Raw genomic sequence first — 22,029 nt, 5'->3', positions numbered from 1 at the left:
AACTAATGAGTTTAAATCATTTAGTTATTGTTCAACCTTATTTCTTTGTCCACGCCATTGGTTCAAACATTGAATCAACAGGTGTGTGAGCTACGTGGTTAACGTAATTACTGATCACTTTTTGTGAAAGGCCTAGAATCACTTCTAAAACTTGTTGCTGACCATAGCCTGCTGCAAAGAAAGCATCCATATCCGCTGCAGGAACATTGCCACGGTTGCGTACCATGCTTAATGTAAAGTCATGTAAAGCTTGTAATTTAGGTGATGTCATTGCTGTGCCGTTGCGTAATGCTTCAGTTAATGCAGGATCAACTTTCATTGAATGTGCAATACCAGTATGAGCAGGAACACAATAGTGACATTCGTGTTCAACATTGATAGTTTGCCATACCACTGTTAACTCTTCCGCATCAAATGAACTACTTGCAAATAACTCATGTAATTGAGTGTAAGCTTTTAACGTATTTGGTGATTCAGCCATAGTACCGAAAAGATTTGGAACTACACCCATTTGTGAGATAGCGCCTTCTAGAATTGCTTTGCTGCCTTCTGGTGCCGTATCAACTGTGTGTATTTTAAATTCGCTCATTAATTCACTCTCTTATGTTGTTGTAGATTAATAGTGAGGATGTTTCCTCGTTAAGTTGAGTAAACTATAAGCCATAATGAACACTTGTTCAAGTTTTATTTTGAACAAGTGTTCACAGGTGATTGAAAGGTAAAAAGCCAGTTACTTCTCAGAAACTGGCTTACACATTAAAAGAAGAAGTTAAATGCGGCTATTAATGAAATGGGGCACCGACAAAGATATCATCAATAAATTTTTCAATGATAGTTTGGTCATCATTGACTCGGCTATAGGTGCGTAACCCAATAATTTGTACTTGCATATAACGGGCAAGATCCATTGCATTTTTATTTGAGCTAATTTCTCCAGTTTGCATTGCATCTTCAATAATGTCCGCAAATCGAGATTCAACACCATTTAATAAGGCTTTTGCTTCATCTAAAAGTTCTTTATTATCATTGTCAGTTAATTCTGAAATTGATTTTACAATCATGCACATATCACTTGGTGCATTTTCACGATTTTCAATGGTAATTTTTCTAATAAATAATTTAAGTCCTGCAAGTGGTGAGCTAGTTTCATCTAAGCAAAGTTGTAATAATTTACCTGTGCTATTAGCATAATGATTTATAGCTTCTTTGAATAAATTGTCTTTACTACCAAATGCTGCGTAAATACTACCAGGGCGAAGGTCAACCGTTGCTTGTAAGTCACGCATAGAAGTTCCATGATAGCCTTTTTCCCAATACAGGTTAGTTGCTTTTTCTACAACCTCAGCACGATCAAATTTAGCATTTTTACTCATAATATTATCTTAACTTTCAAGTGGAACACTCGTTCATTATACATCAATTATCCATTGATACCATATTTCTAATAAGGACTTTTTTATGTTTATTCATGAATAAGATAATTATCTTGATTCGTTATTTAAATTTACTTTTTTTATTAAACATATCAGGCATTACGTCGACGCCAACCAACTTACCTAGTTTAATAATAAGCGGAATAGTAATTGGTGCGAATGGTAATAAAGCGAATACTCCCAAACCTAAACCTTTTAAAATATCGATAAATTGATCGTTGGCTAATCGCATTTCAGCCTTTGTTGCGTTCCCGCGCGTGTACTTTTGATAAATGGCAATCATCTCTTTTGTTTCTTTCTTTTCTTGAGCTAATGCAATATTCAATTGAATCATCATTCTTTTTATTTTTAATCGATAAGATAATCTTTTTATTTTAAGCACTCGAATGGGGGCTTTATGTATGTATCGAGAGATTTTTCTGTTTTTCATAGGACTCAATATATTAAGAAGTAGGTGAAATCGATCTTGAATTAAATAGGCATGTAAGTGATAAAGTGAATATCACTGGTTATACCAATCACGATAAATAGCTTACCTATTTTACTGGCTAAAACAGCCCACTTCTTCGTTATAAATTTCGTAAAGGGAACAACCATTTACGTCTATTTATGCCTTGAATTGAACTGTTTTTTCTTCGTAAAATTTAGATAACATATTTAACGCAATCGGTATTAGCTTTTAGTCCAGTGATATCTGTGCATATTGAGTGTGATACTTATTTAGCAATTAGTAAACGGAACTTTGAAAATAAAGTGAAGAATAGTAAACAAAGAGCACCAGCGAAAATACCTACAACACCTGTAATAAGCGTTGGGGCAATATATTCAAAAACTGTATTGATTATGAATAGCTGCTGTTCCAAAGAGTGGACCAATTCAGCAATGATAGGGAATCCATGAACGATAATACCACCGCCAACCAAGAACATTGCAATGGTGCCAACAATCACTAGAAATTTCATAAGTAATGGAGCAAACGCCAATAAAGTCTTACCGATAAGACTTGCGAGTGTTGTTTCATTTTCTGGTGATTTAGATAATAGATATAATCCAAGGTCGTCTAATTTTACTATTGCAGCGACCAAACCATAAACAAAAATAGTTAAACCGATAGCCAAACCGATTAATACGATGATTTGTGTTAAAAAGTCAGATTCAGAGATTGTACCTAATGCGATAACAACAATTTCAGCAGATAAAATAAAATCAGTACGAATAGCTCCTTTAATTTTATCTTTTTCAAAGCTCACTAAATCTATTTCATTACTCGCATTAGCTTTAATACGCATTTGTTTTTCTTGATATTTATCTTTGGGATGGAAAAAAGAATGCGCTATTTTCTCAAAACCTTCAAAGCATAAATACAAGCCACCCAGTAATAATAGGGTGGTGATAGCAATAGGCAAAAATGCGCTCAAAATTAAGGCAACAGGAACAATGATCGCTTTATTTAAAAAAGAACCTTTAGCAACAGCCCAAACAACAGGTAGTTCTCGGTCAGCTCTTACGCCTGAAACTTGTTGTGCATTTAGTGCTAAATCATCGCCGAGTACGCCAGCTGTTTTTTTAGCAGCAACTTTACTCATTAATGCCACATCGTCTAATACTGCGACAATATCATCTAATAATGCTAATAAACTTAAACCCGCCATAGCTATCCTTTGATTCTAAAAAAAGAAAAGCTGAATAACGATAATTATTATTCAGCTTTTACAAGTCAATAAGATCTGTTATTAAGATTGTATCTGTTTTCGGAAAAATTGAACCATTTCATCACGAGTTTTCAGATGTTTAAGATGAAATACATCCATTGGAAATAATAATTCAACAACACCTGTATCAAAAATACGTTTCACTTCGTATTCATTGTGTGCGACGTCTTGCTGGAACATATAATTTAACCATGATTGGTTGGTATGAATAATAAATTCTACACGCATGCCGCCTAGGCGAGCAAAAAACTTCATCATCGGAGTTTTATCACTTGATCCTACAGCAGTCCCTTTGTACTGCGTATTGTCACTTAAGGTATCTGAAATATCTTCAAGTACCATTAATGAACTCGCTTTAGAAGCACTACGTGTAAGGTGTTGTTGAAACGCTTTTACATCACTGACTGTATCCAATACCGCCATTAAGCCTAATTCATCGTCTACTGCTACAGCTGGATTTTTCTGGTTTTTACGCAAAAGCTTTAATACTTTTGCCTGTGGCGGTTTCTTTCTAATAGAAACATAAATAGGCGTTTTTTTATCACCTACATTAAAGCTACGACGTTTTAACAGAGTTAATTTTTCACCTTGTGTTGGCTGTATAAGCTTAGCTTGTTCTGGATTCAAAACAGTTACATTGGTACAACTAAAATCTTCATTATTATGTTTGGAATGTAAATACACAGGATCTAGCTCACCGATTTTAAGATTGGGGCTCCAAACATAACCGTTTAAAAATGCTAAAAAGGCTGAGAATTTACTTTCAATATCTGTTTCCCTTTCACGCTGGTCAATACTGCCAGCTAAGGTCATTAATATTAGTTTACGTCTTGCTTCAAATCGCGCTTTTTTATGGTAATTATCATTGAACATGATCAATAACAATTCAACAGGATTATTGGTCACTTCAATTTCATTGGTTAATTCAATATGTGAAGCATAAGGAGAAAGAATTTTACCAATTAATGAATGAATTACAGCATCGGCAGTTCGAGAATATTCGTCAACACGGCTTTTTATTTCATTTAAATTGCCATCAATACCAAACATATTACCGAGTAAACATAATGCTCGTTCGCTACGTTGTTTACGCAGGGTTTTGTCTTTTATTAAAGATTGAATTTGTTCAAAATCACTTACTTCTAAGAATTCAAACATCTGGCTTCGTAACGCACGGTATTTAGTAATATTGTTAGGATCTTTTTTAAGGTTTTTTATCCATAAGCGTGTTGATTGCGAAAACCGACCCGCGTTTAACGAGTTATTGGTGACAGAAAAAGGGCCGAATTGTTGGAGAGAAGTGAAAACACTATTTGGAGAAAGTACTGACATAAAACCACCTAAACACAACAGTCAACAGTTATTTAAAACCCAAAGCATATTGAGATAAAAATAAAATATGAAGAAAAAAGTATTGAATACAAAGAAATATACACTAATAGTAGACTTAGCTGATAATAAAAAAGGATTTTTCCTTTATGTTTTTATTTATTTAATTCTTTAAAAGTGATTATCTACCTATAATATAGGTTCAACTTCACCGTTTTTGATAATGTTTTCAGAAAATCTGTACACAAAACACACTGTTAAATGATGTTTAGTGGATGTTGCAAGAAATGTGATATTAAATAATGTATATTGAATTATCTTGTTGGTTTATTGTTATCAAATTATTAACTATGTGTATTCTTTGTCTAAAACATAGTAAGGAAAAACTGTGTACTCAGATTTTAATGTAAAAATAATTATTTTATTATTTTTCCTTTCTCTCGCAACTTTCATTTCACATCGAATTGGACTCATGGATACTGCCTATCCTGTTTTAATTAAAACACAAGATACAAGACGTGTACTTATTCAAAGTAAAGATGTTGATTCTAAGCTAATAAAAAGTGAAGGCATTTCATTTCAATGTGAACTCGTCAAAATGGGATCTTACGATTACTGTGGAGTTGGGATTTCATTGGGTGAAGAGAGCATTCGAAATGGATTGGATCTTAGTCATTTTAAGCGCTTTTCACTTGAAATTGATTATAAAGCGCCAATAAATGACGCAAAATTAAAAGTTACCTTCCGAAATTTTAATGAATATTATTCTAATGCTGATGATATTGTTTCACTCAAGTTCAATAGCATTGCATATAATCCTAATTTACATAAATCACCCGTCGAAATACCCTTTGAAGCATTAAAAGTTGATAATTGGTGGGTGGAGCAATATAAAATTGGTTTTAATCATAGCCAAGTTGACCTTTCTAATGTCTCGTATATTGAGATATTAACCGATAGTATGGATGTAGTCGGTAATTATAAAATTGTCATTAAAAGTGTCGTTTTATATGGAGAACTCATCTCTGAATCTAACTTATTAAAGCTTATGCTAATAATATGGTTAATTATTGTTATCTGTCTTATTACAATACAGCGCAATAAATTAAAGCTAATGTCGATGACCGATACTTTGACCTGCTTATATAATCGTCAAGGGATCCGAAATTGGACAACGCGTAAAATTCTTACCTTAACCAAGCAACAACATTTGTATATGTTTTACTTGGATCTCGACGATTTTAAAAAAGTAAATGATAGCTATGGTCATCAAGTAGGCGATCAACTATTAACAGAGTTTTCTAATCATATTCAAAACTTCTTAGATTCAACCGTTTCTATTACTTATGCCTTCGCTAGATTGTCTGGTGATGAGTTTGCCTTAGTGATACTCGGTTTGAAACCTCAGCAATTAAATAGCTTTGCCGCTGATTTATTGTCTGTACTTGATATTCCTATTCTATTAGAGGAGCACGAAACTCGGGTTCGCGTTAGTTTAGGTATTTCAGAATTAGAAGAAGAAGTTAAAACATTTGAGAATTTATTAGCTCGTGCTGATTCAGCTATGTATTACGCAAAAAAAGATGGAAAGAATCGTTATAAAATTTTCAATGAAAGTGTTTCTCAAGATCTCTATTTCCGTAAACAAACCGCTGAAAAAATAAAAAATGCAATTATTCAAGATGACTTTCATTTAAATTTTATGCCAATTTTCGATGCAACTAGCTTAGAAATGGTAAGTGTTGAAGTTTTATTGCGTACCAATTTGAATACGTTGAAAGGGATTGGACCTGATATATTCATTCCAATTGCTGAAGAATATAATCTAATTAAAAACATTGATTTGTGGGTAATAGAAGCAACATTTAAACAAATAACAAAAGAAATTGAGTTTTTAATCGAATCTCCTTTAATATTCTGTATAAATATTTCTGCAGCTGAATTACATAATCCATTTTTTGCAGAACAATTAAAAGAGCTATTAACGCTCTACAAGATAGACCCAAGTTGGATTGAATTAGAATTAACTGAAACAAGTTTAGTTGATACCGACGAAATGAGTATTGCGACATTAAAATCTGTGCATGCTTTAGGTATCAACCTTACTCTAGATGATTTTGGGACAGGGTATACGGCATTTTCACAGCTTATTAACTATCCTGTTGATAATCTAAAAATAGATAAGTCATTTATCGATAATTTAGACTCGTTAGATGATACGCAAGCGACTATGGTAAAAGCCATTATTTCTATTGCTAATTCATATCAGTTAAAAACAATAGGTGAAGGTGTAGAAGAGCCTGAGCAGTATAGCTTCCTGGTAGAGCATGGTTGTAATATGATACAGGGGTATTTATTCGCTAAACCAATGCCTTGGGACGATTTAAAAACACTTATACTTGATCCTAACGCTAAAACAACACGTCAATTATCATTAACAAACAGTGTTAAATAACAAAAAGTAGGTCTGAAAGTTTATAGTTTAAAAGTAGGGGGCTTAGGTTAACTTTTTAAAACTACCAACTTAATTAACATAATTGCATTCTGGCTAACTGATTTTGTTTGCTAAGTATTGAGCGTAATGATTATATTGACTACAATAACTCGATTTTTATTCACAATAGGTTACGTAAATGAACGATACACAATCACTACCGGAATTACCTGATCAACTTTCAGTTAATCCGCGTAGCCCGCATTATAATGAAGAAGTGTTAGAACATGAAATCGGTATTAAATTTAATGGTAAAGAGCGTTTTGACGTTGAAGAATACTGTATCAGTGAAGGTTGGGTGAAAATTCCAGCGCACAAAGCTTTAGACCGTCGTGGTCAACCGCTAATGAAAACGGCGAAAGGTGTTGTTGAAGCGTTTTACCGTTAAACTCACTTTTAGAAACAACCTTTTAATCTCTCAGTATTAAAAGGTTGTTTATTTACAAATGCATACAATTAACTTTTCATCCTAAATCTTAGTTTCAAGCCAGCCATTAATTCAACCAATCAATTTAGATACCAAACATGATAATACTTGTTTTTATGCTATCGCATGTCTAACTGTAATGCGCATAAAGATAACAGTATGTTATACATTTTATGTTAAATAGCCTTATGTTCAATAGAACCCCGAGCTCCAGATAAAAGTAGGTCTTTGTACATTCCATTTAGATAAGGTTGTTAGCTCTATGAATACAAACAAACCCTATTTAACATAATATACATTATGCGAAGTTAGCTGTTGGTTTATTCAAATAGATTTATTTAAATATAAACTCTTAGCCATGCTATTACTTTTAAGCAAATAGTCTAAAATTTTTAAAATGGATGTTTAATGTAGTTTCTCATTCTGTTCGCTCAGGCTTCGCTCTCATCACAAGAAACCTACATTAGATAATTACTAGGTTTAATATCTCATTGAAACAATTAAACAATTAAATAATTAAATAACTAAATAACTAAATTATTAATAAAGTAACTCAAGTAAATTCGAATAATTATAACCTGCAAGACGAACTTTAGGATCTAAACTACAGCCTAAATTTGCTTGCAAACCAAAAGCCAAGGCGTTCGAAGTCGGAGAATAAATTCCAGCATCTTCAGAAAATCTTTGACGCTGATTTTTATAAACCCACTTAATTAAATTAATTACATAATCATCGCTGTTCTTTCCATAAAAAGGGCTTTTATGACTACAAAACCAAGTTTTACCAAAAGCTTGTTTTTGCATGTAAAAATTAATACTAAACCCCTCTTTCAAGCCCGATAGAAAAGCCTCTAATTTTATTTTTTCTGGAGTATCAACTTCGTCAATATGATTAACGAAATAATACATTCTGGTTACGTCTCTTTGCTTCTTATCTTTTAATATCGAAACTCGTTCATCTCGCTTTGCTATTATTTTATTCATCTTATCAAAAACATCTGCATAAACTAGATTAGAAAGTGTAATAGATAATATTAAAATTAAAAATTTCATGTTTAACATCTCAGTAAGCTGTTGATATAAAAATACATTTTGTATTACACGTAGATAGTAATACATTTTGTATTACACGCAGATAGTAATACATTTTGTATTACACGTAGATAGTAATACATTTTGTATTACACGTAGATAGTAATACATTTTGTATTACACGTAGATAGTAATACATTTTGTATTACACGTAGATAGTAATACGTTTTGTATTACACGCAGATAGTAATACACTTTGTATTACACAAGGTTGCAGATAAAAAGCTAATCAAAACCGTCAAAAATATCAACCTTAGAATCAGTGACAAGCCCCCTACTTATTGAATCTAAAGACTGATACTTCTTATTGCTAAGTTCGCCTAAAGCCTCATTGTTTTTTATAATAGTTGCCCTTAAAAAAATCATTAAATTAGTCTTACTAACTGTCTCAATTTCAGAGCGGAACAAAGCCCCAATCCAAGGAATATCACTAAGTAAAGGGATCTTATCAATAGACTTAACTACATTATTAGAAATAAGGCCGCCTAAAACAACAGTCTCACCAGAGCGAGATAAAACAGTAGTATCAATAGATCTCTTTGCAAATAAATAGATACTCCCTAGATAATTTTACGCATCGTGTTTTTGTTAACTACTTTTTATTATTTGGCTTTGAAGTTCAAGCGGTTTATTCGGTGTATGGTTTTAATATTCAACGATTGAATATTTAGGTATTGATTAAGCCTCGTTCTATTCAAACTAAATCAATGATATTGCGCTTGCGGGTCACCAGGCGTGAAGTCTTTAAACCACCTAGCGGTGGAGTACATACCATAACGTATGCATAAGCAGCCGAATATGTTGGATGCTTTTTTTAGTTATTTTATCAAAAAATCGGATAACTAAAGCCTACAGAGGTTCGATTTTGTTCTGTTTCATAACTTAAAGTAATTTTAATATCAGAACTTTCAATAGGTTTAAGTCGAAGACCTATATCAACTCCATATTTCGAATAATCTAGACTAGCCGAATCGCCAATGCTTACATCTGATGAATAGAAACCAAAGATTATGCCACCATAAATATCTATTGTTTCAGATAATTTATATGTTGGGCCGAGAATTAATGCAATCCGACTGAATTCAGCTAACTTAGTGCTAGAAACTCCACTATGACCAGAGCAAGTTCCGCTTTCTGTTGAACTAGATATTTCTCCATCTCCACACACACTCACATAATCATCACCTTCATATGAATCGAAATCAATTACAGTCCGCGAATAGAATCCAATCTTTTGGGACTCATTAATACCAGTCCAAAAATCAATGGATATATCATTACCAGAACTCGATGCTCCAAGATCAAAGGCGAAACTAGACATAGGAGTAAGCATGGCAAATAGTAAAATATATTTATTCATAGTAATAAACCTAAGCTATTGAAATAGAACGGCTAATCGATTGTTGGATGAAGTTTGTTCATATACATAAAATCATCTAATTCATTTAAACATGATAATATAACGGCAAGTTAATAGAACTAATCGACAAGGTAAATATTTAAATGAAATGTAGATTTTAAATCTACTTACTTTTAGGTGGTTTAGGGAACTCAGTAGATATTTTATCTAAAATAGATTGCTCTGCTTTAAATGATAGTATCTCATCTTGAAAAATTATTTCAGTTTTTGTAATTTCATCACTAGAAAGGAAAGTTTGTAACTTTTTTTTTGCTCTTGCCATTATAACGCCTGATAAATCGAAGTTTCCTGATTTTTTTATAGGCATATATATTATCCTTATATTATAACAATCTGATAATGGGGAAATTAATTTAGCAACGAAACAGAAATTTTTTGTTTCGTTGCTATGATACTTTCAATTTATAATTCTATAGACCTGTCATCACGAAAGTGCTTTATTACTCTAAATTTTATCGAAGTATTATCATAGCTAATAACTTCAATTCGAGCTCCTTTATAATTTATAAAATTAGATTTTTTCATGTCATATTCAACATTATTAGTGAAAGCGTTTCTCGCTGAGTCATTAGAGAACTCTCGATAAGATATATTAATTTTTTCATCTACAGAACCGTTATATATCAACGTTTGTTGAAATGCCTGACTATCAACAACTGTTTTTTCTTTTATGTTAAAGCTTCCTTCATAACATGCAGCGGCTTGGTAAGAAACGGACGTAACACACAATTCATTATCACTATTTATATGGAGAGCTACAGGTGTATCGACTAGACCAACAGTATAAGATAAAGGTTGTCCTTTGCTTGTTGTTGGAGAAAAATACGATGATCCTTTATATTCACCAATACGTGAATATGATCCTTTATGTATGTCGTATAATGTTCCATCTATTGTTCTATTTAAAATTAGAAAATCCAGAGTTACAGATTTCCCCTGATCTATCATGTAATCACCAACATAAACTTCAACCACTTCGTTCAATACAGGTTTAGAAAAGTAATCTACCTTTGCTTCATAATTGTAATTTACTGTTGAACATCCAAATATTGTTGAAGTAAAAAGTATCGCAGGTAGTATTTTTACTAATTTCATTCAAACACCTTATTTAATTGTTATAAAAAATGGAAACAGTCAGTCATATAGCAATATATGAAATAGAATTGTCCAAATTTAAAATGGATACATAGAACTATCTTATTCACTTAAATTTGATGATGCAATAGCAAGTTAATAAAACTAATCAATAAGCTAAATTAGCTTTTGATAGTCAAGCTGTCAATGAGCCGCATAATGTCTACTTATGTTAAATATTTCGCTCGCGAGTAAAATTTTACTCGCTGCATATCGCGTCTTGGATAACCTCATAGTCTCTATTTTATTCGGCTAATCCAATACTAAACATAAGTGGTAATTATGCGAAGTTGTGTTTGCTTGAATTTTACTTCGCGTAAACTATCTAATTTTAACTTTTTAGTCCCAATCCCATTCATAATAAGCATCAACGGCTTGTGATAATCCTGTGGATGCTTCTATATAAAATTTCTCGAACAGTTTGTAACGAATTGAAAATACATTAAAGGTTTCAAATACGCCTACGCCATAACCTAGCTCTATACCTGGTGCGATTGTTCCTTTAACACCAATTGATTGTTGATCGCCATCGCCGGATGTTGCTAACGCTAAATCATTAATGCCTACCGTAGAACCGATATCATTTATTAAGTCTTCTGTTTGTCCTGTGCCAAAGCCAATTAATGCAGCTGCAATTTGGTTATTAGTGACACTTGAATTCTCTTTAATCGCTTGGCCACGCGTAATGTAAGATAAAACGTTCTGCTGTGACATTCCTGTATCAGAAAAAAGCGTTAACTTTAATTGACTTGGTAAACCTGTGACACGTACACCTGCAGTAACATTATCTTCGATATTATTGGGATCGCGTATCGCTTCAAGACTCAAATATGGTGTGTCTGGTTGTCCTTGAAAAATTACTCGGCTATTTTGCAATACTAGTTGTTGTGCAAAAGCACGATAAGTTCCTTCAGAGAAAGTTAACTCTCCATTTACAGTTAATGCTTTTGATAATGTTTTAGCAACTAACAAATCACCATGTATATAAGAATCTAAGCCTAACGCTTTAACGTGTAATTGTTCACCCAAATTGACTTTTAAATCCATTGAAAAAGGTAAATCAGCGCTTGTTTTTTTGACTTTACGATCTACTACAACCACATCTTTTGAGACTGTAATGGCACCTTCTGGTAACTCCTTAACCGTAATTTCGCCTTTGTCTACCTTTATAACACCTTGTAAATTAAGATGTTCATCGAAAATAACATTAATATCAGGACTTAAATAAAGATCCGTTTTACCATAATCACTGATATGCATTTGTTCTGCTTTAAAATTAATATCCGCTTTAGGATTATTTTCCCAATCTAAATAGCCAGTAAAATCAGCACGGCCATTTGAAGCGGCTTCAGTACTTTTTACTTTATTAATTTCAGCAATACGTTGAGGAATATTAAGGGCGCTTACTGCTGTATCTTTTAATAAAATGAGCCCTTCAATAAATGCATTAGATTTACGTTTTTTATTCGTGGTTTTGCTATTAGTAAAGAAGTATCCATCTACTTTAGCATGACTGTCATCAACCATTATATTCGCGTTTAAATCGCTTATTTGAACCGGTGATTGTAGTGATATAATGGCTGTATCAGCTATTAATATTTGCCCTTTTAAATCTGGTTTATTCAGTTCACCTTGGATCAATAAATTAGCTTGTAACTGCCCTGCTAACTGATCAACTTGTGGGATCAAAACAGAAAAGGTATTAAAGTCAGGGACAAATAAATCTAAGTTAGCGGCAATCTGTGGTTTGTTTTGAGTTACTTGTTGAATTTTACCTTTGAAGTCAGCGTTGATCAGTCCTTCTGAAAGGGCTTTTAATGCAAAATCAGTCGTTTGTTCTTTGTCTGTTTTTATATGTAAACTTAAATGCTCAACGGGATAACGGATAAAGTCTTGATTGTCATCGTTTCCTGAAATATTAAAGGCAATAAATTTACCAATTAAAGAAAGATCCGCAGTCGGTTTTTCATTTGTTTGCCATTGCAGGTTAACATTCGAATCAATCCCCCCTTCTAAAACTAAGGTTTCAGGGACTAATGGCGCTAAAGATGAGAGCAAGAAGTCATTTACTTTAAGGCGAATATCCCCTTGTTCACCTGCAATAAAGCGGTTAACACAAATTTGACTCTTCACTTCTTGTAAATGAGATGATTCCCAGCAATGCTCAGATAAATTGAGATTATTTTCAACCATTGTTATATCAACGGCTTGGTTTAATGTCCAAATACCTTGAATGCTTTTAATCATTCCTTTATTTAGAGAAGCTAACCAGTTATCAGTTTGTTGTGTAAATAGGAAAACTAACTCTGTGGAGGCTATTTTACTGTCGATATCGAGTTTAATATCATGTTTAATCTCTGCTTGTTTAACGGAATTCGGTGTTATTTGTACAGAAACATTTTCCATTCTTTGTTTATTAACAATGAGATTTTTGACCTTTACTTGCAAGTCAGCAATCGGTAATGCTGCAATAGAAACCTTACCTGAAACCTCAACGTCTCTTGCATTTGTTGTAAGGTATTTAAGACCGCTAGCGGTTAATGCAGTATTGGCTTGTATATTATCTATGTCCCCCGTTAAGTTGATTGTTCCGTTTAATTTACCATAAGTATCAGGCTGTATTTTATTAAGATCTTCAATCGTTAAGGTTAAAACTAAATCATTTGTATCAGCGACTTTTCCTTCTACTGTGATTTTATTTTCCGCATTAACGATATTCAATTGTGGAATATCAATACCATTAACAGCATCGCCTTTAAGCGAGCCTTTCATGCTTAAAGAATGCTGTAGTAGTTCACCATCAAGGTCAATCATTGGAAAATCAAAAGCCCAATCTGGTTTGTTGTTTTTACTTAATTGTAGTGTTACAGATTGTTTGATGGTGCCACTCAAGTTACTTGAATAAGTAGGGTTCAATTCTTGTAAATTTATATGATCAATATTCAAATCACCGAACCAAGTTAATTGCTCATGCCAATCAAGCTTCCCCTGTAAGCGTGCAGTGCCTTTTAAGGTGTTAATCATTAATTCAGACAAAGATAAGGAATGTAAATTACCGCGACTTGTTAAATAAAAGTGCCCTTCAGGCACACCTTCAATATCATAATCACTTGTTGCGTTAAGCGTATATTCTTTTAAGTCGCCACTGCTTGATAGATGGAGGTTGCGGACGTTAAAACGAGTTTCTTTTTCAGCTAATGGCCATGTTAATTCGGATGATTCAATACTAAATTGAAATGGTAAGTTCGGTTTAAACAAATCAATGGAGCTATTACCCTGTGCATTGATTAAATTGCTAAGAACAAAAGTAGAATGCAACTCACTTAAATCACCTTGGCTCTTTAATGTAATGTGCTGTCCTGTCAACAAACTGGCTGGTTCTAATGCATCTATAGATTTAATTTGTATTTGTGTAGTTAAATCCATCGGATAGTTAGCCGTTAAATCGATTTCACCTGCAAATTGTGCGTTTGCCTCTGGTAAGTCAAAATTTAACTTTTGTATTTTTATGTTTGACTGCTGAAATAGAAATTGGCTATCCGCTTGGTTGGCAACAAATATTTCTTGTTTGTTTTGAATAAGCTTAAATCCATTAATGGTTAACTTATTTGCGTTTAAATTAAATGGAAGGATCACTTCTGGTAAATCACCTTCACTTATCACGGCGGCAAAGTCTTTGTTAAGATCGTGTTTTTGATTAACTTGCTGTTCAGTTTTTATCGTTTCTGAATCAGCTAAGATAACAGTAAGGCCGTTTATTGTTGAGCTTAATGATAAATTATTATCGATTCCATCGGCATTTAAAAGCAGTTGATCTGCATTCACTTCTACACCAGCTACTTTGACGCTAATGTCTTGAATATTAATATCTTTAATATAAACAGGGAGTGGAAAATTATAATTAAAAGGAGTCGGATCCTTTATTTCAGATGTTTCCTTTACTTCACTGTCCTGAATGTTAATTTTAACTTCTTTTATAGCAAGTGAATCAATGCATAAGGTATTAAACAAACAACGTAAACCAAATTCATAGTTTACTTGGTTAAACTCATAACTAGACTCACCATCAACCCACTTTATTAATGCAATATTAGGTGAACTTAATAAACTCCCTTCAGTTAAATCGATAGTTAATCTTGGTTCATATTTAGAAAGTAAACTTAATACATCTTGGTTACCGGTACTTGTGAATAAAACAAGCGACAGTAGTAAAAATAAGAGTGAAGCCGTTATCGTGATTGTATATAACAATCCTTTTATGAATTTGCTAGCAAATGAATTGAATGTCATAGCTCGGGCCCAATCATTAAATGCAACTTAAAGCTGTCACCAGTTTCTGTAAAGGGTTTAGCAACATAGAGTCGAATAGGGCCAACGGGAGAAGTCCATACGATGCCTGCACCTGATCCAATTGATAGAGGCTCAGAAAAATCATCGGTTGCTGTTCCTAAATCAGTAAATAAAGCCATTTTCCAATTTTGAGTGATTGCATAACGATACTCAAAACTTGTGGTTGCAAGGTAAAAGCCCCCTACTAGAAAATCGTCGGCATCAGTGGGTGCTATTTCTTCGTAATCATAACCTCTTATGCTTTGATCTCCACCTGTAAAAAAGCGCATTGAAGAAGGAACATCATAAATAGTCTCTGCAAAAATGCCACCAAGTTCAGCTGAGTTTATAAACTGATGGTTTCCATAGGTACGAATAATTTTGTTTTGTCCAAAGGCTTTGATAACACTACTAGATGAAAGCAGTGATTCATTGGCAAATTCAAAGAAGACAAGTTGCCTATCACCCCAATGTACATTGACACCGCCACGGCTTCTTGTGCGACTGAAACTTATGCCAGGAAGAATGAGCTCAGTCCCAAAGGTTTCTTGTCCCTGAATACCCGACTCATTATCATAGCGAATATAAAGCGTTCGCAACCAATCATTGTCCAATCGCCAATGTCGATTAACACTGGTAATGTATTGTTCTGTATTGGTATCGTTTTGATCTAAATTTTTGTAACCACTTTGAAAAGAGAAATAGTTATAAAGCGGATCTTCCATCGGGATTTGATAAGTTAAAGTCGCTTCTTGTTTATATGTGGATGCAACAAAATTGGTCTCAATAGAATGCCCATAATGATTGATCCAAGGGCGCGTCCATCTAAATTTACCCCGCACTCCTTCATCAGTACTATAACCTAAACCTGTATTGAAAGAGTCTTGTGGGCGCATGTAAGTAATTAAATGTAATGGAATTTTCCTTTCTTTATTTTCTTTGTAGTGATCACCCGTAGTACTAGCAATTGCAGGTAAAATGGTAATACTATTAAAATAGCCCGTTTCTTTTAAATCTTGGTTGAATTCATTTAATTTGTCAGTGTCATAAGCGTCCCCTGCTTCAAATCGGCGTAGAGAATGTACAAATTGGTCTGCTGGAGTATGAGTATCAAAAATGATCTCACCAAACTGGTAACGAATGCCGCTATCAAACCATAAATTTACCGTGGCTTGATTGTTTTTTTGAGTAACTTCAACCGTTGCTTTGGTGTACTTGGCGTCAAAATACCCATAGTGTTGCGCTAAAGAAATTAGACTATTTTTAGCTGATTCATAAACGCCGTGGTCTAAACTTTGGCCTTCTTGAATTGGAAAATCTACAAGTAGTTTTTGGAAGTTTTTATCCTGTAAAGCTTCACCTGTGAGCCTAAGGTCAAGTTTACTTATTGATGTCCGAGCACCTAAATTAACTTTAATTTGGACAACTTGATTATCTGGCTCGCCTTTTACCGTGGTTGTTATACGAGCTTGGTAATAGCCTAAAGCGATTAAACTTTGTTTACTTGTCTCTTTAACTTCTATCAAATAACTTTCATTATCGGCATCTGTTGGTTGTGAGAGTGCCTTTAAAAAAACGTTTAAATTATCTAGCGCCTTGTCATTGCCAACACCTGAAATATCAAAGCTTACTTCAGCATTGGCCTTTAAAGGGATAAATGTCAGTATTAAACTGCATAACAAAGTCTTAAATAGTTTATTCACTCTCTAATTTATTTCGCTTAAGGTTTTCATTAGCCAATACCGTTTGAAAGTTTTTATTCGCTAAAGGTGTTCCAACAAAATAGCCTTGGAATTGGCTACATCCTTTTTCGATTAAAAAGTCTAACTGTTCTTTATTTTCAACACCTTCGGCAACAACATCTAAACCAAGAGATTTACCCATGGTAATAATTGTACTAACGATAACTTGCTGGTTTTTTTCTTCCAGTAAGTTAGCGATGAAGGTCTGATCAATTTTTAATGTTGAAACAGGTAAAATACTTAAATAGGAGAAAGAAGAATATCCAGTTCCAAAATCATCAATAGCAAAGCGGAAGCCTAATGCTCTTAGTTTATTTAGCTTGTTTATCACTAATTCTCTGTGTGTTACTAATACTGTTTCTGTAATTTCAATCTCAATTAATTCGGCATTTACACCAGTCTCTAGTAAATGTTTCTCTAAAGATTCTGTAAATTCTTTTTGCAACAGTTGTTTTGGACTGACATTTAACGATAAAGTTCTAAAGTGTTCTGGTAAACCTTGGTCTACCCATGATTTTAGTTGTGTTAACGCACTACGAATAACCCAATCACCTAAAGGAATAATCAAGTCAGAATCTTCTGCAACAGGGATGAAATCTGCAGGATTAACCCAGCCATGATCACCACGGAACCAACGAGATAACGCTTCTGCTCCAACTAGGTTTCCATCAACATCTACGCGAGGTTGGAAAACCAAAGAAAACTCGTTATTTTCTAAGCCATGGTGAATTTGAGATTGTAAAGTATGGTTTCTATGAATTTTTTCTTCAATTTTCTTCGCGAAGAAACTGATGTTACCAAACTGGCTATCCTGTGCATTTTTCATTGCCATTGCTGATTGGCGTAATAAATCATTTGCTTCAGTATCTTCCGCTGGAAATAACGTAATACCGTAAGCACAACTTAACACTAAGTCTTCATCGCCAATTTCAAAAGGTTCTTTTAAAGCGATATCAAGTTGCTTGGTGAAGTTTAATGCAATATCTGCTGTTTTTTCATGCGTTGCATGTAAGTCAGGCAAAATAGCAACAAATTCACTACCTTCGAGGTGAGCAATAAAGTTAGAACCTGATTTATGAGCCTCTAATCTTCTTGCGATTAAATAAAGTAATTCATCACCTTTATAATGGCCTTGCAGGTCATTAATTGTTTTATATTGATTACAATCGATAAACACAAGTGCGCCACGCAACCCGTTATGTTGAGTACGTAAATTTTCTTGTTCAAGTTGTGCTATTAACTGTTTTCTATTAGGTAATTCAGTCACTTCATCAAATTGAGTTTGCTCTTTGATTTTTTCATGTGTTTCTTTATAAAAAGTTACGTCAGTATTCGTACCAATAATACGTAGTGGATCGCCGTTCATATCCCAAGAGATAGTTTGTCCACGAGCAAGTATCCAACGATATTCGCCATTGTTACAAATAACACGATGGGTGTTTTCAAAGAAAGAATTGCTACCAATAAAGTGTGATTTCAAATCTTTAAATACATTGATGTAATCTTCGGGATGAATGCGTTCTTCCCATTCGCTAATATCAGTTTTAATCTGATCTTGATGGTAACCTAGCATTTCTTTCCAGCGGGGAGAGTAATACACTTGATCGGATTCTATATCCCAATCCCAAACCCCATCTCTCGCTCCACTTAAAGCATACAACCAACGCTGTTCGTTAGCAGAAAGCGTATTGATGTTGCTAGTCACTTCTGAAGTTAACTTAGAAAAAGCACGTTGTAATAACCCCACTTCACCTAACCCAGTCAGGTCTACATGAATCGGATCATTGATATCAGAAACTAACGTTGATTGAGCCAATTTTTTTAATGGAGAAAAAATAAGTTTATTAATGAAATAAAGTAATAAAAATAAGCTAGCAACAAGGGTTAATGCAATTTTAATAAAATCGAATAAAGCTTCATAAGCTAAAGCGTTATAAGCATCAGTGAGTGAATAACGGATAAATATCACGCCATTAAACTTACGGTTTAAACTATTTCCCTTCGAGATCATTTGTAATGGGGCGTAAACCATTAACTCTTGGCGTTCATCAACATATTTAAAAATCAGTTTGTTTTCATTAATCACTCGTTCTAATAAAGAACCATCATATTCAGCGAGATGTAATTTTGCGAACATGTATTTTTCACGGAAATGGTTGCTTAATACAATTTGCTGATTACTATCAACAACGGCAATAGTTTCGATATTTTCGTCTAATGCCGTAGTTGAAACTAAGTTTTGTGCTTGTGCTTTTTCTAAACGCATTAGCGTATTAGACAAGCCCATCTGTAAGTCCCCTGCTATCCCTTTAACATGTTGTTCTGCAGCAACGTAAAGTTTCTGTTGGTCTTGTCGATACTCAAGAAAAAATAAACTTCCCTGTAAAATAATGAATACAGTAAAAAGAATCGAAGGCAATATAATGCGTAAAGAAGTTTGACGAAGTTTATTCATAAATAGCACGCTCTAAGATTCGAGTCGAAATGAGAGAAGAAAGGTCAGTTTGGATTTGTCCAAGCATACGCTTTTCACTCATAAGTTTACTGAGTTGCTCTGCTTGTAATTGAATATTAGAAGGTGAACCAGACAAACGTAATAATGCCTGTTTCGAAGGAACAAAGCGGGTATTTAAAAAGGCTTTTTCTAATAAGTAAGGATAAAGTTGTAATCGCACTGACATAGTTGTTAGTGCTTCAGCTGTATTTTGTTCGTAAAAAGCATGTGCACGATAAAATTGTTTTAAAAAATAAGCGATTTGTAATTCTTTTTCTTGGTAAATATCGCCACGCGCTACAATCACGTTGGTGTTAGGTAAAGTTAACTGACTAGAATTAATTAATTCTTTTGCACCTAAAGCTAATAGCTCTTGCTTAACTGGCTCGCGTGCAATCAGAGCATCGATGTGCCCTTTTAAGTAAGCATCTTTGACTTCATTTTGTTTGATTTCGTAGAGTTCTACGGTTTGGTTATTAAATCCTGTTAAGGTAAATACTTCATCTAATAATAAAGCGCCAGATGCTTTATTTTCATAGCCAATAGAATGCCCTTTAAGATCTTCAAGAGATTTAATCTCTGGTTTTGCAATTAAAGCGTCGCCACCATATGAATTATCGACAACAGAAATAATGCGTAAATCAATACCTAACGCAACCAGCGTTAATACTTCATCTAATGATAGGAAAGCAACATCAAGACGACCCGTTTGAAAAGCTTGAATAACACTGGTTGATGAAGTTAATTCTAATAAAGAGTATTCATTTTTATCTAAATAACCCAATTCATCAGCTAAAAAGGCAAATTCAAAATTAGGCCAAGGTGCGGCACCAATATTGAGCGGCTTATCAAAGGGTGAACACCCGAATATAGAAAGGACTAAACCGACAGGAATAAGTCGTTTAAAACACTTAGCAAAACATAAATTCATAACAAACTTTAAGTATCAATTGAGGAATAATCATTTTACAGGAAAATGAATAAAAAAATAGCGCGTAAATTACTTACGCGCTTTTAAATTCAATGCCTAGAGTGACATTATCAAAGTAAATTTTATTTATTACATCATCTGGCTATTTTGTAATGCTTTTATGCGATCTTCCAATGGTGGATGTGACATAAATAAGCTACTTGTTTTTTTACCAGAAATACCAAATGCCATTAAGCTACCTTCAAGTTGTGGCTCAGACGTTGTTTGTAAACGTTTTAATGCAGCAATCATTTTCTGTTTGCCGACTAAAGAGGCTGAACCAGAATCGGCGACAAATTCACGCTTGCGAGAGTAATACATAACAATCGTACTCGCTAAGATCCCAAATACCATTTCTAATGCGAAAACAATAATGTAGTAAGAGAAACCACGTCCAGATGAATTATCGTTATTGCTGCGCATTGCATTATCAATAAAACCACCGATCACACGTGCTAAGAAAATAACAAAAGTATTCACCACACCTTGAATCAAAGCTAAAGTGACCATATCACCGTTCGCTACATGACTGACTTCGTGTGCTAAAACAGCTTCTGCTTCATCCTGTGTCATCTGTGATAAAAGCCCTGTACTAACTGCAACTAAAGCATTGTTCTTGTTCATACCTGTCGCAAATGCGTTCATATCTTGTGCATTATAAATTGCTACTTCAGGCATTTTTATTCCTGCTTTGTCAGCCTGCTTTTTAACCGTGTCTAACAACCAGCGTTCTGTTGCATTATTTGGTGTGGTAATGACCTGTGCTCCAGTGCTTCTTTTCGCCATCCATTTAGACATAGCGAGTGAAATTAATGAACCACCAAAACCAAAAACAGTCGCCAAAATCAATAAGCCGCCAATGCTATTTGAGTTCATTCCTGTTACTGAAAAAACAATACTAAGCACAATGCCTAAAATAACCATAACGGCTAAGTTAGTTAATAAAAATAAAGCGATACGTTTCATGTAAACCTCAATTGTAAAATGACTTGTTCGACATAATATGACTTTATCTTTAATATGCAAGAAAATTATTTATAAATATTCAGTCTAATAAAGATCCATTATTTGCACCATGGATAGACAGTCGTTAGAATCGCTGCGATTTTTATTATTAATAAGGAAGTACCATGGCTTTAGCTCAAGCACGTCATATTTTAGTAAGTTCTGAAGAACAATGTATTACATTGAAAAGTGAAATCGAAGCCGGTACTGATTTTGCTTCAATTGCAAGACAGCATTCTACTTGCGATTCTGGTGCACAAGGTGGTGATTTAGGTGAGTTTGGACCTGGTATGATGGTTCCAGAATTCGATAAAGTTGTTTTTAGCGCGCCAGTTGGTGAAGTACAAGGTCCAGTTAAAACCCAATTCGGTTACCACTTATTAGAAGTGACTAAACGTAACGATTAATTATCAAGTCCTATGTCACCAACGACATAGAATTGATATAA

18 protein-coding genes are annotated in these 22,029 nt (G+C 33.8%); 3 read left to right on the top strand and 15 right to left on the bottom strand.

What is annotated here, in order from left to right; translation table 11 throughout:
• Positions 1-37: 37 nt before the first annotated feature.
• The 5 genes from E2R67_RS00400 to E2R67_RS00380 form a co-directional block, all read right to left on the bottom strand.
• Positions 38-589 carry a carboxymuconolactone decarboxylase family protein gene (locus E2R67_RS00400; RefSeq protein WP_134288924.1) on the bottom strand — a complete coding sequence of 184 codons (552 nt, stop codon included), beginning with the start codon at positions 587-589 and terminating at the stop codon, positions 38-40.
• Positions 590-782: 193 nt separating this feature from the next.
• On the bottom strand, positions 783-1,373 hold the full coding sequence (locus tag E2R67_RS00395; RefSeq protein ID WP_134288923.1) for a TetR/AcrR family transcriptional regulator: 591 nt from the start codon (positions 1,371-1,373) through the stop codon (positions 783-785).
• A 121-nt stretch (positions 1,374-1,494) separates the two neighbouring features.
• Complete coding sequence (locus E2R67_RS00390; RefSeq protein ID WP_134288922.1) at positions 1,495-1,863, bottom strand: hypothetical protein; 369 nt, start codon at positions 1,861-1,863, stop codon at positions 1,495-1,497.
• 286 nt (positions 1,864-2,149) lie between these two features.
• Complete coding sequence (locus E2R67_RS00385; protein ID WP_134288921.1) at positions 2,150-3,085, bottom strand: DUF808 domain-containing protein; 936 nt, start codon at positions 3,083-3,085, stop codon at positions 2,150-2,152.
• 81 nt (positions 3,086-3,166) lie between these two features.
• Positions 3,167-4,477, bottom strand: coding sequence for a hypothetical protein (locus E2R67_RS00380; protein ID WP_134288920.1), 1,311 nt, complete (start codon positions 4,475-4,477; stop codon positions 3,167-3,169).
• Between the two features lie 385 nt (positions 4,478-4,862).
• Between E2R67_RS00380 and E2R67_RS00375 the strand changes: the two genes are divergently transcribed.
• Both E2R67_RS00375 and E2R67_RS00370 read left to right on the top strand, forming a co-directional pair.
• The gene (locus E2R67_RS00375; RefSeq protein ID WP_134288919.1) at positions 4,863-6,929 is read left to right on the top strand and encodes a putative bifunctional diguanylate cyclase/phosphodiesterase; all 2,067 of its coding nucleotides are present in this window, start codon (positions 4,863-4,865) and stop codon (positions 6,927-6,929) included.
• Positions 6,930-7,107: 178 nt separating this feature from the next.
• The gene (locus E2R67_RS00370) at positions 7,108-7,356 is read left to right on the top strand and encodes a DUF3297 family protein (RefSeq protein WP_134288918.1); all 249 of its coding nucleotides are present in this window, start codon (positions 7,108-7,110) and stop codon (positions 7,354-7,356) included.
• Between the two features lie 579 nt (positions 7,357-7,935).
• Here the strand turns inward: E2R67_RS00370 and E2R67_RS00365 are convergent.
• The 10 genes from E2R67_RS00365 to htpX form a co-directional block, all read right to left on the bottom strand.
• Positions 7,936-8,448 (bottom strand): hypothetical protein, encoded by a 513-nt coding sequence (locus E2R67_RS00365; RefSeq protein WP_134288917.1) that lies wholly within the window; start codon positions 8,446-8,448, stop codon positions 7,936-7,938.
• 264 nt (positions 8,449-8,712) lie between these two features.
• Entirely contained in the window at positions 8,713-9,042 is a 330-nt protein-coding gene (locus E2R67_RS16970; protein WP_134289033.1) for a type II secretion system protein GspD, read from the bottom strand.
• 271 nt (positions 9,043-9,313) lie between these two features.
• The gene (locus E2R67_RS00355) at positions 9,314-9,847 is read right to left on the bottom strand and encodes a hypothetical protein (RefSeq protein ID WP_134288916.1); all 534 of its coding nucleotides are present in this window, start codon (positions 9,845-9,847) and stop codon (positions 9,314-9,316) included.
• Between the two features lie 163 nt (positions 9,848-10,010).
• Complete coding sequence (locus E2R67_RS00350; protein ID WP_134288915.1) at positions 10,011-10,214, bottom strand: hypothetical protein; 204 nt, start codon at positions 10,212-10,214, stop codon at positions 10,011-10,013.
• Positions 10,215-10,309: 95 nt separating this feature from the next.
• Positions 10,310-11,002, bottom strand: coding sequence for a hypothetical protein (locus E2R67_RS00345; RefSeq protein ID WP_134288914.1), 693 nt, complete (start codon positions 11,000-11,002; stop codon positions 10,310-10,312).
• 378 nt (positions 11,003-11,380) lie between these two features.
• Positions 11,381-15,331 (bottom strand): translocation/assembly module TamB domain-containing protein, encoded by a 3,951-nt coding sequence (locus tag E2R67_RS00340; protein WP_134288913.1) that lies wholly within the window; start codon positions 15,329-15,331, stop codon positions 11,381-11,383.
• Positions 15,328-17,073 carry an autotransporter assembly complex protein TamA gene (locus tag E2R67_RS00335; protein WP_243836912.1) on the bottom strand — a complete coding sequence of 582 codons (1,746 nt, stop codon included), beginning with the start codon at positions 17,071-17,073 and terminating at the stop codon, positions 15,328-15,330. Before E2R67_RS00335 ends, E2R67_RS00340 begins: the two co-directional genes overlap by 4 nt.
• Positions 17,066-19,567: a bifunctional diguanylate cyclase/phosphodiesterase gene (locus E2R67_RS00330; RefSeq protein WP_134288912.1), complete on the bottom strand. Its 2,502-nt coding sequence runs from the start codon at positions 19,565-19,567 to the stop codon at positions 17,066-17,068. Before E2R67_RS00330 ends, E2R67_RS00335 begins: the two co-directional genes overlap by 8 nt.
• Positions 19,560-20,537: an ABC transporter substrate-binding protein gene (locus E2R67_RS00325; protein WP_134288911.1), complete on the bottom strand. Its 978-nt coding sequence runs from the start codon at positions 20,535-20,537 to the stop codon at positions 19,560-19,562. Before E2R67_RS00325 ends, E2R67_RS00330 begins: the two co-directional genes overlap by 8 nt.
• A 129-nt stretch (positions 20,538-20,666) precedes the next feature.
• Entirely contained in the window at positions 20,667-21,542 is an 876-nt protein-coding gene (gene htpX, locus E2R67_RS00320) for a protease HtpX (RefSeq protein ID WP_134288910.1), read from the bottom strand.
• A 164-nt stretch (positions 21,543-21,706) separates the two neighbouring features.
• Between htpX and E2R67_RS00315 the strand changes: the two genes are divergently transcribed.
• Positions 21,707-21,988: a peptidylprolyl isomerase gene (locus E2R67_RS00315; RefSeq protein WP_134288909.1), complete on the top strand. Its 282-nt coding sequence runs from the start codon at positions 21,707-21,709 to the stop codon at positions 21,986-21,988.
• The last annotated feature ends 41 nt before the right edge of the window (positions 21,989-22,029 follow it).

It is taken from the genome of Psychromonas algicola (assembly GCF_004378355.1).
Classification (GTDB): Bacteria; Pseudomonadota; Gammaproteobacteria; order Enterobacterales; family Psychromonadaceae; genus Psychromonas.
This window is presented reverse-complemented; position numbering and strand designations above follow the sequence as displayed.

Excerpts from the sequence above, each read along its gene's own strand:
- E2R67_RS00400 (WP_134288924.1), bottom strand. The coding sequence starts at position 589 with ATGAGCGAATTTAAAATACACACAGTTGATACGGCACCAGAAGGCAGC.
- E2R67_RS00395 (WP_134288923.1), bottom strand. The coding sequence starts at position 1,373 with ATGAGTAAAAATGCTAAATTTGATCGTGCTGAGGTTGTAGAAAAAGCA.
- E2R67_RS00390 (WP_134288922.1), bottom strand. The coding sequence starts at position 1,863 with ATGAAAAACAGAAAAATCTCTCGATACATACATAAAGCCCCCATTCGA.
- E2R67_RS00385 (WP_134288921.1), bottom strand. The coding sequence starts at position 3,085 with ATGGCGGGTTTAAGTTTATTAGCATTATTAGATGATATTGTCGCAGTA.
- E2R67_RS00380 (WP_134288920.1), bottom strand. The coding sequence starts at position 4,477 with ATGTCAGTACTTTCTCCAAATAGTGTTTTCACTTCTCTCCAACAATTC.
- E2R67_RS00370 (WP_134288918.1), top strand. The coding sequence starts at position 7,108 with ATGAACGATACACAATCACTACCGGAATTACCTGATCAACTTTCAGTT.
- E2R67_RS00365 (WP_134288917.1), bottom strand. The coding sequence starts at position 8,448 with ATGAAATTTTTAATTTTAATATTATCTATTACACTTTCTAATCTAGTT.
- E2R67_RS00355 (WP_134288916.1), bottom strand. The coding sequence starts at position 9,847 with ATGAATAAATATATTTTACTATTTGCCATGCTTACTCCTATGTCTAGT.
- E2R67_RS00350 (WP_134288915.1), bottom strand. The coding sequence starts at position 10,214 with ATGCCTATAAAAAAATCAGGAAACTTCGATTTATCAGGCGTTATAATG.
- E2R67_RS00345 (WP_134288914.1), bottom strand. The coding sequence starts at position 11,002 with ATGAAATTAGTAAAAATACTACCTGCGATACTTTTTACTTCAACAATA.
- E2R67_RS00340 (WP_134288913.1), bottom strand. The coding sequence starts at position 15,331 with ATGACATTCAATTCATTTGCTAGCAAATTCATAAAAGGATTGTTATAT.
- E2R67_RS00330 (WP_134288912.1), bottom strand. The coding sequence starts at position 19,567 with ATGAATAAACTTCGTCAAACTTCTTTACGCATTATATTGCCTTCGATT.
- E2R67_RS00325 (WP_134288911.1), bottom strand. The coding sequence starts at position 20,537 with ATGAATTTATGTTTTGCTAAGTGTTTTAAACGACTTATTCCTGTCGGT.
- htpX (WP_134288910.1), bottom strand. The coding sequence starts at position 21,542 with ATGAAACGTATCGCTTTATTTTTATTAACTAACTTAGCCGTTATGGTT.
- E2R67_RS00315 (WP_134288909.1), top strand. The coding sequence starts at position 21,707 with ATGGCTTTAGCTCAAGCACGTCATATTTTAGTAAGTTCTGAAGAACAA.